We start from the raw sequence: 14423 nt of genomic DNA on the forward strand, positions 1-14423 counted from the left end.
CCGCCGTTTCGGTTAACTACCGGCCAGGATCGCTGCGGCGATGTCGTCGGCGTCGCGGAGCGTCCGCCCACCGGCGTCGACCGGTGAATGCGCCTGCGCGGCGATCGCTATCCCCCATTGGGTGGAAGCGAGTTGCAGGCCCAGCACATAGAGGCGGGGCTGGGGGCGGCCGGAGCCGTCGATGGCACGGTAGGGGGGATGCGTGACGTCCAGTCCGGCTGAGCTGACCGGCACGCCGTCGGCAGCCATCATCATTCTGGGGCGGACCAGCCCGTCGTCGAGCAGTTGCCGCAGCAGTGGGGATTTGGTGTTCACGGCCCGGTTGGGCGGCATCATCGCATCCACCAGGTGGCTGGCTGAGACCGCGGTGCTCTGCACCCACGGCGAGGATGCCTCAAACCGCTCGGTGTCCTCATCAACCACGAATGTGGGGTTAGGGCCCACGAACTGCACCACACCGGCGCGTGCCAGGGCAGCCAGCTGCGCGATCCTGATCGACGGCGGCCCGCTGGCCAACCCCTCCACCAGAGGCTCGAACCAGCCGCGAAGCTCCCTCATCCACGACTGATCGGTCAGCCCGCCGTCGGCCACCACCTGCTTGATCACGGTTCGGCCGGCGTTCATCGCACCAATCGCCATCTTCAGCGGGCTGTCCTCGCCCCGAGCGGACTCGGCGACATCCTCATCGAGATACTCCAGCACCGCGTCTTGATAGTCGAAGGCGGTGACGAACCGGCGGCCAGCAAATGGGTGGCCAAGTCCTTCAACATTGAGGTGAAGCTCTGCTGGCACCTCGGCGTTCAGCAGCGTCGCGAGCGCCGCCGCCCATTCCGGACCGCTGACGGCAATGGCCGTGTGGAGCCGACGGAGGAATCCGGCCGGGTCGGCCAGGATTCGTGCCCCCGACACCCTGGCCAGGGTGGTGTAATACGCGGTCATCACGTCACGGTGCAGGAGCGGCCAAATATCGTGGTCGAAGCCCGGCTGGATTCCCTGCTCGGCAAATGACTGCAGTGCCGGCAGCGTGCAGTAGCTCAAGGACACGCTTCGCGGCAGGTAACTGTCCAGCTGCGCTTTTGCCCGGTACGGCACGCCCCGCCGGGACGCCGCAACGATCTTGGGCTCCCGGCCGGACAGTTGATACGCCAGCCTCCCGTCGTCGTCGGGGACGAAGCGCCCTCCGCGGCCCTCGGTCAGCTGAATCATGACGTCGAAAAAGTTCAGGCCCAACCCCCGAATGAGGACCGGCTTCGTCGCCGGAAGCCTGTTCCAGTCGATGTCGGCGGGGACGGCCGGCGGCCAGTAGGCGAGACTGTACCGACCCGCACCGTCACGGAGTGCGACCTGTTCTGGGCTGAGCTGCGCCGGTACATGCCCCAGGGCCAGGACGACGGCGTCCACCGTAAGCTCTGAACCGTCGCCCAGGTTCAACCGGTAGTTCGGCTGCGCCGTCGTGAGCGCCAGCGCTTCGGTGGGATGGTGGGTGACGCTGACGTCGGCCGGGCAGCGGTCCATGAGTTGCTGGTAGGTCCATTCCAGGTACCTGCCATACAACACGCGGCTGGGAAAGTCTGAGCTGCCGAGCCGCTTCAGTTCATGGTGATCGGCGCTGGAAAGGGACGCGGCGGGCTGGTCAGTCATCGCGACCCGCCACTCATCGAACGAATGATCGACCACCGATGGAGCGAGTCCGTCGGCACTCGCCCCGACGGGGACCACCGTGGGGAAGAGGGACGGCGTGTTCATCAGGAAGAGCCTCGACTGGCCGGGTCGCCAGACGTGGCCAGGGCCGGGACGTTCAGGGTCAATCAGGTGGATGTGCAGGGGACGGCGCTGACCGGCCGGGGCTGCCACCCATTGGGAGATGAGCCGTTCCAGCACTGAGGTGCCGCGGGGGCCCGCACCCACTACAGCTACCCGTTGGTTACGACCCGTGTGCATCAGCTAAGGGTATCCGGTGGGTTGGTGCAGGAAGGAACCGGCCTGACCGTAGCCGAACCTTTAGGCTGGTTCGGCGGTCCCTGCGGCGCTCTGATCTTTGGTAGAAACTCGTGAGTACTTCACTGACGTCACGGCGATCGTGCTTTCACGTCGGTGATCCACGCTCCTGCAAGGCCACGGTAACGTCCCAGCAACAGCCTTGGAACTACGTTGGTGCCTCCAGTAGACCCAACATAATACGGGGATGGTTCTCATGCTTTCACGCGAGCAAGACAATGTTCAGTACTACCTGTCGTCGGGCAGCCTTCTGTACCAGGCGTTCCCGAGCCTGGAGGAAGCTCCACTGCGAGAGGGGCTCTTCGCGCTTGACAGTGCGGTCGCCAGCTTTGGCAGGGCCGAGATGGCCGTCTATAAAGCTGAGCGGAGCCGGGCGGCTCGCCAGCCTTACAACGATGACGATATTGAGACCGCGCTGGCGACATTCCAGCGAGCCGGGCTTGAATACCTGGACGTGGCGAGTGGAGCAATCAGCGATTTTCGCCGCAATGTCGAGTCACTGGCAGAACGTGGACAGAAATACGACACCACGTTGGTGGAGCAACGCGCCACGGCCTTCGACGAAGGTATCCGACGGGAGCTTTCCAACCTTGAACTCAAACCCAAGGATATCGAACGGATCATTGAGCAACTCGACGAGGCTTTAGGGGCGGCCAGGTCCGGAGACCCGCTTGCCCTCATCGACCACATAGTCGCGAAGCTCAAAGAGCTAGCCGGGGTGCGAGCCGGCAATGACCGGGGGATGGTTGACAATATTCCCTGGTGGAAGATCGTCGCAGTCGCCGTGTTCTTCGCCATCACCATTTGGGCGCTGTTCCGCTGTGTGTGGGGATGGTTCGGTCCTCGCTGTGGTCCCAACGAAGGACTGATCTACGTCCTCATAGCGAAAGCCGCTGCTCTTGGATTCAAGCTCTGCTGAACTATCTGGGCGCGCGAACTCTTTCGGGGCGCACGGCCACACGGTCAGACCACCACGGTGATTACTGCGGACTCGGCCTCGAATCCGATGTGCGCGGCGTCGGCGTCGGCGAGTGGTGCACATTCGACTGTGCGCGAGTTGCGGACACCGGTCATGGGACCGTTGTAGTTCCAGAAGTTCAGATCCTCGTTAGCGATCGTCACTGGCTGGTTCGGCAGCCCAGACGGGCGTGCCTAGGATGGAATTATGACCTCCATCACAGACCAGCACCACGGCGCGACCCCCGACGACGAGTTCCTCTGGCTTGAGGACATTTACAGCGATTCGTCCCTCGAGTGGGTTCGTGCCGAGAATGCCGTCACCGAGCGGCTGCTCATCACCGGCAAATTCAAGCACAGGGAGCGGGACGTTCTCGAGGTTCTCGATTCCACTGACCGCATCCCGATGGTTTCCAAACGGGGTGAGCACTTCTACAATTTCTGGCGCGATGAGGCTCATCCGAAGGGACTGTGGCGTCGGACCGGGTGGGACAGCTACAACTCGGCGCACACTGAGTGGAACGTACTGCTGGACCTTGATGGGCTCAGCTCTGACGAGGGGATCGAGTGGGTGTGGGGCGGGGCAATGTTCCTGCGTCCCACCGATGGCGAACCGTACACGCATGCCCTGATCGCGCTCTCCCCCGATGGTGGTGACGCCCGGCGGTTCCGGGAGTTCGACGTCGCCTCCCGGACCTTCGTTGCAGGCGGTTTCGACATTCCGGCCGCCAAGAGCCGGATCAGCTGGGCCGGGCCCGATGCCCTCCATGTGGCCACCGATTTCGGCCCGGGATCGATCACGTCCAGTTCCTACCCTCGGACGGTGCGCACAGTGCGCCGGGGAGAGTCGTCGTTGGCTGACGCCGAACTCTACTTCGAGATCCCCGACGATCACATGATGGCGGTGGTGATGCGGGACCAGACGCCCGGTTTCGAGCGGGACATCGCCGTCGATACCATCGACTTCTACTCCAGCCGCACGCACCTGCGCCGTGACAATGCGTGGGTCCAGCTGGACGTCCCCGACGACGTCAACGTCTCGATCCACCGGCAGTGGCTGACCCTGCGTCCGCGCACCGACTGGGCCGTGGACGGCACGGTGTTCACCGCCGGGTCGTTGCTCGGCATTGACCTTGACTCCTTCCTGGCGGGAAGCCGATCGCTGACCACGCTGTTCCGCCCCGATATGCGAACCTCGCTGCAGTCCTGGAGTTGGACGAGGGATTACCTGCTGATCAACCTCCTTAACGATGTGTCCTCCGAGATCCGGGTTCTGGAACCGTCCAGGCAGTGGCGGGTGGAGACGCTCGACGCCTGCCCGCCGCTGCACTCGGTCGACGCGTTTGCCGTGGACGATGAGGACGACGACGCCGCGAACGACTACTGGCTCCTGGCCAGCGGGTTCCTGACCCCGACGACCCTGCTGCGCGGGACCGTGGGCGGGACGCACACCCAGGTGAAAGCGTCGCCGTCGTTCTTCAATGACGACCGGTTCACTGTTGAGCAGCACTTCGCAGTGTCCAAGGACGGGACGAGGGTCCCGTACTTCCAGGTCGCGGCGGCGGATCTGGCGCTCGACGGCGGGAATCCCACCCTGCTATCTGGCTACGGCGGGTTCGAGCACGCAATGACCCCCGCCTACTCGGGAGTCATCGGCCGGGGCTGGCTGGAGCGGACCACTGACGCCGGCAGGCACGGCGTGTACGTGCTGGCGAATATCAGGGGCGGCGGCGAGTACGGTCCAGCCTGGCACCGGGCAGCACTGCACGCCAACCGGCACCGTGCCTATGAGGACTTCGCGGCGATCGCCGCGGACCTGGTGACACGCGGGGTCACCCGGCCGGAGCTGCTCGGCTGCACCGGGCGCAGCAACGGCGGGCTGCTGGTGGGCAACATGCTCACCCACTACCCGCACCTGTTCGGCGCCATCTCCTGCGGTGTCCCGTTGCTCGACATGCGCCGGTACACCAAACTCTCGGCCGGCTACTCGTGGATCGCCGAGTACGGCGACCCCGACAAGCCTGAGGAGTGGGAGTACGTGCAGACCTTCTCGCCGTACCATCAGCTGCGTTCGGGGGTCGACTACCCCCGGACCCTGATCTGGACGGCAACCAGCGACGACCGGGTGGGTCCGGTGCAGGCCCGGAAGATGGCAGCCCGGATGAAGGCCCTCGGGATCGGCAATGTGTGGTTTCACGAGGCCCTGGAGGGCGGTCATGCGGGGGCATCCGACAACCGGCAGGCAGCGCGCATGCACGTCATGTCCCAGGAGTTTGTCTGGAAGGCGTTAACCGGCGGCCTGTGACCGCAGGTGGTTTTGCTCTTGCCCGCTCCTTACAGGTAGCCTTGGGTGGCTAGTAATAGCCGCTGGAGACGTGCCAGAGCGGCCGAATGGGCTTCACTGCTAATGAAGTGTGGGCCTAAAGCCTACCGGGGGTTCAAATCCCCCCGTCTCCGCGTTATTTACCAGACACCCCGGTTCTTGATCGAACCGGGGTGTCTGTTTTTGTCCGCGTTACCCTCACCCTGGCACAAGCGCTCAGGCTTTCAGGCCCAGCACAAACGGCAACACTTCCTGCGCTCCGCCGTCGCGCAACGCCTTGCCCGCCACCGTGATTGTCCACCGGCTGTCTGCGAGGTCATCGACCAGCAGCACCGGGCCGGGGTTGGCGGCGAACCATTCCCTTCCCTCGTCGGGCACTGCGAACCGGTCCCAGACGGCTGTGAGGCGAAACGCACTGTTGCCGCCCGGGGCTCCCGTCGGCCAGCCGTGCGGCGTCTGCAAAGCCCCGAGGTAGGGAATCCGGCCCACGCTGGCGAGCCCTTCGGCCAGTGACTGCACCAGCAGCGGCCGTCGTCGGGATGGCACGCTGACCACGGCTACTGGACGGGTGTCCCAGCCCCACTGCACCAGCACCGAGATGCACGCTTCGATCACCAACGGTCCGAGCGGCTGGTCCTCGGCCGTGTCAGCCAGCAGTTCCCTCAGCTGGTTACCCCAGCCGAGGTCGGTGAGCCTACCCAGCGCACGGCCCGCCCCGTTCGCCTGGCTGGCCGGGATTCGGCCCTTGACGGGTACGCCAAGTTTGTCCATGCCGCTGGGCCATTGGCCCCGCGGGTCCAACTCCACGCCCACCTTGCTCAGGGCCTTCTGGGCGCTGTCGGAAGCGTCGTGGGCCACCTCATCCGAGTACCACTGGCCAGCGCAGTTATCGCATCGCCCGCAGGGCGCAGCGGTTGGGTCATCGAGTGCCGCGGCGAGGTACTCCATCCGGCACTGCGAGGTGTTCTCGTAGTCCAACATGGATTTCTGCTCAGCGATCCGGGCTTTGGCGATCCGCCCGTACCGTTCGCTGTCGTAAACCCAAGGGGCCCCGGTGGTTTCCCAACCGCCCTGCACCTTTCGCACGGCGCCGTCCACATCGAGGACCTTCAGCAGCAGCTCCAGCGGAGTTCGTTTAAGGTTGACCTGCGCCTCCAAAGCGGGCGTAGACAGGATCCCGCCGGAGCCGAGCGCTTCGAGGACCCGGGTCGCCCTCTCCTCCGAGGGCATGGACGACGTGGCAAAGTACTCCCAGATCTCCCGGTCCTCGGTCCCGGGAAGCAGCAGCACATCAGCATTGGGTGTGCCACGTCCTGCCCGACCGACCTGCTGGTAATAGGCCACCGGAGAGGACGGCGCGCCGAGGTGGACCACGAACCCCAGGTCCGGTTTGTCGAACCCCATGCCCAGCGCACTGGTGGCGACCAGCGCTTTGACCTCATTGTTCTTCAGCGCCGCTTCAGCCGATTCACGATCGGCGGGGTCGGTGCGCCCCGTGTAGGCAAGCACCCGGTGACCGTTGGCGCGCAACAGGTGTGCGGTGTCCTCGGCCGCCGCGACGGTCAGCGCGTAGATGATGCCGCTACCCGGCAGGTCGTCGATATGGGTCAGCAACCACGCCAGCCGCGAGCGCGGGCTGGGTAACCGCAGCACACCCAGCCGGAGGGAATCGCGTGCCAAGGTGCCACGCAGGGTGAACACCTCGGTGCCGTCGGTGCCCAACTGCTCTTCGACGTCGCTCACCACCCTGAAGTTGGCTGTCGCTGTGGTCGCGAGGACCGGCACGCCGGACGGTAGCTGGGTGATCAGGTCGCGGAGCCGCCGGTAGTCGGGGCGGAAGTCGTGGCCCCAGTCGGAGATGCAGTGGGCTTCATCGATCACCAGCAGGCCGGTCTGCCGGATCAGTTCGGGAAGGTGGCGTTCCCGGAACGCCGGGTTATTCAACCGCTCGGGGGAGACCAGCAATACATCCACCGAATTGTCGTCGAGTTTGGCGGTGATCTCCTGCCAGTCGGTCTGGTTGGCAGAGTTAATCGCTTCAGCGCGCACGCCGGCCCGGGCCGCCGCGGCGACCTGGTCCCGCATCAGGGCGAGCAGCGGGGACACGATCAGGGTGGGCCCGGCACCCCGGGACCGCAGCAGCAGGCTCGCGACGAAGTAGACGGCCGACTTCCCCCACCCGGTCCGCTGGACCACCAACGCCCGGCGACCGCCGTTCACCAGGGCCTCGATCGCCTCGAACTGGCCGTCGTGGAACGCGGCGTGGTCGCGGCCCACGAGGGTCCGCAAAATCTCCGCTGCCTGATCATGAAGTGTGGTGGTATCAACCATGAGCCCCAGTATTGCAGTCCACGCTGACAGTGGGGCGGCGAATCCGCCGATGTGGACAACCCTCCCATCCGCTCCTCCACACGCCTTGTCTGACCGGGGCCAGCGGCTAGACTCTCTCCGTGAGTAAATCCTTCGATCTTTCAGCGTCCTTCAAGGCCTACGATGTGCGCGGCATCGTCGGCGAAAGCATCACCCCGGAAATCGTCGAAGCGGTGGGCGCAGCCTTCGTCGACGTCCTCGGGCTGGCGGGGACAACAGTCCTGGTAGGCGGCGACATGCGTCCCTCCTCACCGGAATTCAGCAATGCCTTCGCCCAGGGCGCCACCCGCCGCGGTGCCGACGTCGTCCTCCTTGATCTCATCTCGACCGACGAGCTGTACTACGCGAGTGGTACCCTCGACGCGGCGGGGGTGACCTTCACCGCCAGCCACAATCCGGCCGAGTACAACGGGATGAAGATGTGCCGTCCCGGCGCTGTGCCCGTGTCATCGGAGACCGGACTGGTGGAAATCCAGACCCTCGCCGAGCAGTACCTGAATGAGGGATCCATTCCAGCGGGCGAGCGCAACGGAACCATCGGGGTCCGCGACGTGCTCCGTGGCTACGCCGAGTATCTACGCTCACTGGTGGAGCTGTCAGGGTCGCGTCCCCTCAAGGTGGTTGTCGACGCCGGCAACGGGATGGGTGGCCTCACCACTCCCGCGGTCCTGGGCGATTCGATGCTCCCCAAGCTTCCCCTGGACATCATCGAGCTGTACTTCGAGCTCGATGGGTCCTTCCCCAACCACCCCGCCAACCCGCTTGAGCCGGAAAACCTCAGGGACCTCCAGGCGGCTGTGGTCAGCAATCAGGCGGACATCGGGATTGCTTTCGACGGCGACGCCGACCGTTGTTTCGTGATCGACGAGCTCGGGAACCCCGTGTCGCCCAGCGCCGTCACCGGGATGGTTGCTCGCCGGGAAATAGCCCGGGCGCAGGCCGCCGGTGAGAACGCACCGGTCATCATTCATAACCTCATCACCTCGCGGGCCGTGCCCGAACTGGTGGAACGGTTAGGTGCGCGCCCCGTCCGCACCCGGGTGGGGCACTCGTTCATCAAGGCGGTGATGGCTAAGGAAGGCGCCGTCTTTGGCGGCGAGCACTCAGCCCACTACTACTTCAAGGATTTCTGGAACGCCGACACCGGCATGCTGGCTGCCATGCACGTGCTCGCCGCGCTGGGTGAGCAGGACGGGCCGCTGTCAGACCTGGGCCGCGACTACGAGCCGTACTTCGCGTCGGGTGAAATCAACTCGCGGTTGGACGACGTTCCTGCGGCCGTTGCCCGGGTCCGCGAGGAATTCGCCAACGACGGCGTCACTGTCGATGAACTCGACGGTCTCACCTTCACTGCTGACGACGGGTCATGGTGGTTCAACCTCCGCGCGTCGAACACCGAGCCTTATCTGCGCCTGAATGCTGAAGCAGTCGACCCCCAGATTCTCGGCACCCTGACCGACGAGGTCCTGGCGCAGGTCCGGCAGTAGGTCCTGGCGCAGGACCTCCAGGAGTTCCTGGCGCAGGACCGGCAGGGAGGATCGCCTAGTCGGGACGAGCGTGGGACACGGCGAGGCCGGGATGCACCGACCCGTCGATCCACCGGCGCACCACCTCGTTGAACAGGGCGGTGTCTTCGATATTCCACACGTGGTGCATCCCGGGAACAACCGCCGCCACACCATTGGGTACCGCGCGGGCAACCGCGGGCAGAGCAGCCTTCACCGCACGGGGTTCCCTACTCCCTGCCAGCACAAGCAGCCGGCCCGGGTAGCCTGCCAACCCTGCCGGCAGCCCGCCGGCAAACACCTCGGCCATCATGCGACGGGCGTTGGCACTGTCCATGCTGAGGCCGTGCTCAACGAACAGGTGGTAGCTGTCTGGCGGCAGTCGGAAGGCCCGAGCCTGCAGATCCCAAAACCATGTGTAGTCCCAGCATCGAAGCTGTACCCAGGAAGCGGCGCCAACAACGCCGCCGATGCCGAGGGCGGGAGCGCCGCTCACTATCGAACTGGCCACCAACTGCGGGTGCCTGGCCAGCAGCCGTAGGGCGACCATCCCTCCCAAGGACAGCCCCACCAGGTGTACCGGCCCGTCGGCCTCGGCCAGGATCAGGTCGGCCACCCCGTCCGCTGTCTGGTCCAGGCTGATCCAGCGCTCGGTGGTGCGGGCGCCAAAGCCCGGCAGGTCGGGGGTAATGACCCGATAGTCCGGCAGAGCCTCGACCTGAGGCTGCCACATCCAGTTCGCTACGTTGCCCCCGTGCAGGAAGACGACGGATCCGGAAGAGACGCCTGTCCCGGGGTGCAGCACCGGGAATGAGGGAGTGTTCACGGTAGGTCCTTTTCGACCTCGTCAAGCCACCGCAGCTCGGCTTGTACATGGGTGATCCCATTCCCCAGCGTGGCGAACCTCAGGTACCGCTCACGGTCCTGAGCAGCGCCGCCGCCTGGAGGCCCCGACTGGGCCACCAGCCCGGTCAGCAACTCTTCCGCGGCCAGCCTCCGCTCGGCAATCAGGGTGAGAACGTGGTGGCGTTCAAGAGTTCCGGCGAAGAAGATCCGTGCCAGGAAAGGATCCCGTTCGCGGTGCGGGTCCGGGGCGGAGACGAGCCATTCGGTGAGAGCGACCCTGCCGGCGTCGGTGATGTGGTGCTCTTGCCGGTCCGGCAGACCAACCTGACGGACCGTCACTACCTTGGCGAGCCCGTCAGCGACCAGTTGGCTGAGGGTGCGGTAGATCTGCGCTTTGTCCGCTGACCAGAAGTGATTGACGCTCGTATCGAAGCGCTTCTTGAGGTCGTACCCCGTCATTGGGGCGACAGCCAGCATTCCCAGAATTACGCAGGAAAGAATCATGCGAATAGTAGACCACACTCCTAGTAGATGTGTCTACTAGGAGTGTGGTCTACTATAAAGCTAGACGGCGAACCGCGCCCTGAGCCCCCGCAGCTGATCCTCAAGCTCGGCCGGGAGGGACTCCCCGAACTGTGAGTACCACTCGTCGATACCCTTCAGTTCGGCGGCCCACTCCTCGGGGTCGACCCGCACCGCAGCATTCACCTCTTCGGGTGTCATGTCCAGCCCGGTCAGATCGAGCGAATCCCCGGTCGGGACGAAGCCGATCGGCGTCTCCACGGCCTCGGCAGTACCCTCAAGCCGTTGGATAACCCACTTCATGACCCGCGAGTTCTCGCCGAAACCAGGCCAGGCGAACCCGCCGTCGGCGGTCCGACGGAACCAGTTCACCAGGAAAATCTTCGGCAAGCGTTCCTGATCTGCCTTGCTGCTCAGGGTGATCCAGTGGCGCAGGTAGTCGCCGGCGTCGTACCCAATAAACGGAAGCATGGCCATCGGATCGCGGCGCACCCGACCCACCTCGCCTGCGGCTGCTGCTGTCGTCTCGGAGGACAGGGTGGACCCCATGAAGATGCCGTTGACCCAATCGCGGGACTGGGTGACCAGGGGAACGGTGGTCTTCCGTCGACCGCCGAAGAGGATGGCCGAGATCTCGACACCGTCCGGGTTGTTGAATTCGTCGGCGAGCATGTCGATCTGGTCAATTGGGGTGCAGAACCGCGCGTTCGGGTGAGCTGCGGTCTTGTCCGACGACGGCGTCCACTCATTCCCCTGCCAATCGGTGAGGTGATCAGGCACCTCGGCGGTCATTCCCTCCCACCACACGCCGTCGTCGTCGGTCAGCGCGACGTTGGTGAAGATCGAATTGCCCTTCGCGATGGCGCGCATCGCGTTGGGGTTGGTGAGCCAGCCTGTGCCCGGCGCGACGCCGAACAGGCCGGCCTCAGGATTGATGGCGCGCAGCTCGCCCTCATCGCCGACGCGCATCCAGGTGATGTCGTCGCCGAGCGTCTCGACCTTCCACCCCTCGATGGTCGGATCCAGCAGGGCGAGATTGGTCTTGCCGCAGGCGGACGGAAACGCCGCCGACACGTAGTAGGTCTTGTGCTCGGGCGAGGTGAGCTTGAGGATCAGCATGTGCTCCGCCAGCCAGCCCTCGTCGCGCGCCATTACCGAGGCGATCCGCAGCGCATAGCATTTCTTGCCCAGCAGTGCGTTGCCGCCGTACCCCGACCCGAAGGACCAGATGGAACGCTCTTCGGGGAAGTGCACAATCCACTTATCCGCGTTGCAAGGCCAGGGCACGTCATTATCACCCTCGGCAAGAGGAGCGCCCAGGGAGTGCAGTGCCGGCACGTACTCGGCGTTCAGTTCGGTCATCCGCGCCAGCACCTCGGTGCCGATGTTGGCCATGATGCGCATGGAGCTAACGACATACCCGCTGTCCGTGATTTCCACGCCAAATTTGGGATTGGCCGCATCCAGATGACCCATTACGAAGGGGATCACGTACATGGTGCGTCCGCGCATGGCTCCAGTGAAAAGGCCCCGCAGCTTCTCCTTCATCTGGTCGGGGTCCATCCAGTTGTTGGTGAACCCGGCATCGCGCTCGTTCCGCGAGCAGATGAAGGTCTGCTCCTCGACCCGGGCTACATCGGCTGGGTCGGAGAACGCGGCGAATGAGTTGGGGAACGTCTCGGGGTTGAGTCGCCGAAGCGTTCCCGCGTCAACCAGTTCGTCAGTCAACGCCTTGTTTTCAGCCTCGGATCCGTCGACCCAATACACCCGGTCCGGCTGAACCATGTCGGCAACTTCCTGAACCCAGGCGAGTAATCCTGCATGGGTGGTCGGTGCCGGAGTCTGTGACCCGCCGACTCGCACGACAGGCATGCCGCTCTGATCGGTTGCGTCAAGGTTCTTGTGATCAACCAGTTGGCGTACAGGATCGCCCATAACATGTCCCTTCGTTGGGTGGGTGGTGTAACGATGCTATGGTCCTTCTCACTCGCGGCCGGGGCACCACCACCCGGTCCAAGCTCGGGTTTATGGGGGTATTTCCCTAGAATCCACGGCGACCGAGCGCTGTCAAGGGGCTACAATGTGATTAAGGACACGTAGACCGGTCTAGTCTACGCCAGACGGTTCAGCGGTGCCGCAGCCAGCCGGGCAACTCGCTTCACCTCGAATTAGGCGTAAATAGGCAAGAGCGGTAAAGTTATTCAAGGCCAATAGGTCGTGTCAGGTCCCAAATTGAGACGTGGCACGGATTGATATAGCGGCAATGCGTGCGTAGCTCAATGGATAGAGCACCTGACTACGGATCAGGAGGTTGGGGGTTCGAGTCCCTTCGCGCGCACAGTTGAGAGCTCCTCACCTCCGGGTGAGGAGCTCTTCTTATTCCATGGCACTGACGATCCGGTCCGCCTTTGATCCGGGCGTAGTGCCGTCCAGCGGAGTCCGCTTCGTCTGCGTTCGTGCCGTTGAATTGCAGAAAGGCATCCAGCTTGTCCTTCCAATCGGCCACAGCAACCACGTGGCGTCGCTTGGCTTGGTCCTCAGCGAAGTCTAGGTACATGGTGTCGATGCTGTTCAGCGCCTCCAGTTCTTCGCTCGTCAGGTAGTTTTGCCCGTGGCTACGTCGCCCTCGCGCACTCGGCCGCCAGCCCAGTTGGTCAGTCCCATGTTCGGTGCACCGGAGTCACTCCGGTTCTCGATAAGCTCGGCTGCCGTCTTGCCGGTCACTGCCCACAGCCTCTTGTTCTGCACCGCCTTGAAGAAGACACTCGCACCATCCGGCTTCGGGTCGTAGTAAGCGGCGGGGGCTTAGAGGTCCAGCACCTTTTGGTAGAAGCGCTTCTCGCAGACACGAATGTCCCGGATGCGTCCGAGCCACTCGTCAAAGTAATGCCACTGCTTGGCATCCTTGAGCTCGGCATAGTCCATGGCGAAGCCCTTGACCAAGTACTCACTCAGTACGGTGGTGGCCCACCGGCGGAACTGCACACCGCGGGCCGAACGCACCCGGTAGCCGACGGCAAAAATGACATTGCGGTTGTAATGCTCCATCTCACGCGCAACCTCACGATCGCCCTCGTTTTGAACTATCCGGAATTTCCGGATAATTGCGTTGAAATCCGCCTCGCCTCGGTGATGACGTTCTGGATGTGCTCGTTGATGATGCGCACATCCTTCCCGAACAGCTCAGTAATTCCGCGCTGCGTCAACCACGCCGCACCTGCACGTGCGCCTGACCGTCGTCGCTCGTGTAGAGCACCGGTTCACCAGCTATGCCACCCTCTCCGCCCCTTGTTCAGTCATCGAGACCCAACTCCTTCAGGTAGCCGGCCATGCGGGCACGAATTTCCACCAGCTCGGCTTCGATCTGCTCGATCTCACTCTGCACGGCGGCTACGTCAATCTCAGACTCGGCCGCTAGGGTGTCAATGCAGCGCGAGATGTTGAGGTTGAAATCGTTCTCGCTGATCTCCTCGCGGGGTACTAGGCGCGAGTACCCTTCAGATTCCGTCCGGCCGCGGTAAGTCTCAACGATCCGCTTATGGTGTTCCTCATCGAGCGGGCTCCGGGCCTTGATCGCGGTAAAGTCCCGGCTGGCATCAATGCACAGGACATCGTCTCGGCCCTCACTGGAGCCCCCTATTTTTCACGCGAACGGTCAAAGATGAGGATGGCGACGGGAATGCCGGTGGTGGTGAACAGGTTCGCCGGCAGTCCCACCACCGTGTCCAGCAGGTTTTCCTCGATCAGCGACTTCTTGATGCGTCTTTCGGAGCCAGCTCGGAGCAACACGCCGTGCGGAACAATCAACGCAACCCGGCCGGTCCGCCGCCGTCGTCGTCGTGCTGATTCGATCATGTGCAAAATGAAGGCCTTTACGTGTCAATTACGTGTGTCTAACCACC

General features: G+C 64.0%; 10 protein-coding genes, 2 tRNA genes and 2 pseudogenes. 5 read left to right on the forward strand and 9 right to left on the reverse strand.

The features are described 5' to 3' along the window. Positions 1 to 12 precede the first annotated feature (12 nt). The gene (locus tag ACX80G_RS04025) at positions 13 to 1941 is read right to left on the reverse strand and encodes an FAD/NAD(P)-binding protein (protein WP_459305791.1); all 1929 of its coding nucleotides are present in this window, start codon (positions 1939 to 1941) and stop codon (positions 13 to 15) included. A gap of 244 nt (positions 1942 to 2185) precedes the next feature. Here ACX80G_RS04025 and ACX80G_RS04030 point away from each other — a divergent pair, with 244 nt between their 5' ends. After that, the gene (locus ACX80G_RS04030) at positions 2186 to 2917 is read left to right on the forward strand and encodes a hypothetical protein (RefSeq protein WP_459305792.1); all 732 of its coding nucleotides are present in this window, start codon (positions 2186 to 2188) and stop codon (positions 2915 to 2917) included. Positions 2918 to 2961: 44 nt separating this feature from the next. On the opposite strand, the gene ACX80G_RS04035 is transcribed toward ACX80G_RS04030, so the two are convergent. Continuing rightward, positions 2962 to 3120 (reverse strand): hypothetical protein, encoded by a 159-nt coding sequence (locus ACX80G_RS04035; protein WP_459305794.1) that lies wholly within the window; start codon positions 3118 to 3120, stop codon positions 2962 to 2964. A 43-nt stretch (positions 3121 to 3163) separates the two neighbouring features. Here ACX80G_RS04035 and ACX80G_RS04040 point away from each other — a divergent pair, with 43 nt between their 5' ends. Next, positions 3164 to 5260 (forward strand): prolyl oligopeptidase family serine peptidase, encoded by a 2097-nt coding sequence (locus ACX80G_RS04040; protein ID WP_459305796.1) that lies wholly within the window; start codon positions 3164 to 3166, stop codon positions 5258 to 5260. 64 nt (positions 5261 to 5324) lie between these two features. Then, positions 5325 to 5412: transfer RNA gene (locus tag ACX80G_RS04045), tRNA-Ser, on the forward strand. Positions 5413 to 5494: 82 nt separating this feature from the next. Here ACX80G_RS04045 and ACX80G_RS04050 read toward each other — a convergent pair. Next, positions 5495 to 7609 carry a RecQ family ATP-dependent DNA helicase gene (locus tag ACX80G_RS04050; RefSeq protein WP_459305798.1) on the reverse strand — a complete coding sequence of 705 codons (2115 nt, stop codon included), beginning with the start codon at positions 7607 to 7609 and terminating at the stop codon, positions 5495 to 5497. A gap of 119 nt (positions 7610 to 7728) precedes the next feature. Here ACX80G_RS04050 and ACX80G_RS04055 point away from each other — a divergent pair, with 119 nt between their 5' ends. Further along, complete coding sequence (locus ACX80G_RS04055) at positions 7729 to 9135, forward strand: phosphomannomutase/phosphoglucomutase (RefSeq protein WP_459305800.1); 1407 nt, start codon at positions 7729 to 7731, stop codon at positions 9133 to 9135. A gap of 55 nt (positions 9136 to 9190) precedes the next feature. On the opposite strand, the gene ACX80G_RS04060 is transcribed toward ACX80G_RS04055, so the two are convergent. Genes ACX80G_RS04060 through ACX80G_RS04070 form a run of 3 tightly spaced genes read right to left on the reverse strand, consistent with a single transcriptional unit; the run spans position 9191 to position 12393 of the window. After that, positions 9191 to 9979, reverse strand: coding sequence for an alpha/beta fold hydrolase (locus ACX80G_RS04060; RefSeq protein WP_459305802.1), 789 nt, complete (start codon positions 9977 to 9979; stop codon positions 9191 to 9193). Continuing rightward, a complete protein-coding gene (locus ACX80G_RS04065; RefSeq protein ID WP_459305804.1) occupies positions 9976 to 10503 on the reverse strand; it encodes a PadR family transcriptional regulator in 528 nt (175 codons plus the stop codon). Before ACX80G_RS04065 ends, ACX80G_RS04060 begins: the two co-directional genes overlap by 4 nt. Before the next feature lie 60 nt (positions 10504 to 10563). Further along, positions 10564 to 12393 carry a phosphoenolpyruvate carboxykinase (GTP) gene (locus ACX80G_RS04070; RefSeq protein ID WP_459306212.1) on the reverse strand — a complete coding sequence of 610 codons (1830 nt, stop codon included), beginning with the start codon at positions 12391 to 12393 and terminating at the stop codon, positions 10564 to 10566. A 393-nt stretch (positions 12394 to 12786) separates the two neighbouring features. Here ACX80G_RS04070 and ACX80G_RS04075 point away from each other — a divergent pair. Continuing rightward, positions 12787 to 12859, forward strand: a tRNA-Arg gene (locus tag ACX80G_RS04075). Here ACX80G_RS04075 and rhuM read toward each other — a convergent pair. The 3 genes and pseudogenes from rhuM to ACX80G_RS04090 form a co-directional block, all read right to left on the reverse strand. Then, positions 12818 to 13569 (reverse strand): annotated as a pseudogene (rhuM, locus tag ACX80G_RS04080) (RhuM family protein). The gene ACX80G_RS04075 and the pseudogene rhuM sit on opposite strands and share 42 nt — an antisense overlap. 373 nt (positions 13570 to 13942) lie before the next feature. After that, positions 13943 to 14161: pseudogene (locus ACX80G_RS04085) on the reverse strand (N-6 DNA methylase); the annotation flags it as partial. Beyond that, positions 14158 to 14382, reverse strand: coding sequence for an N-6 DNA methylase (locus tag ACX80G_RS04090; protein WP_459305806.1), 225 nt, complete (start codon positions 14380 to 14382; stop codon positions 14158 to 14160). The gene ACX80G_RS04090 and the pseudogene ACX80G_RS04085, both read right to left, overlap by 4 nt. Positions 14383 to 14423: the final 41 nt, after the last annotated feature.

This window comes from Arthrobacter glycogeni (assembly GCF_054510815.1).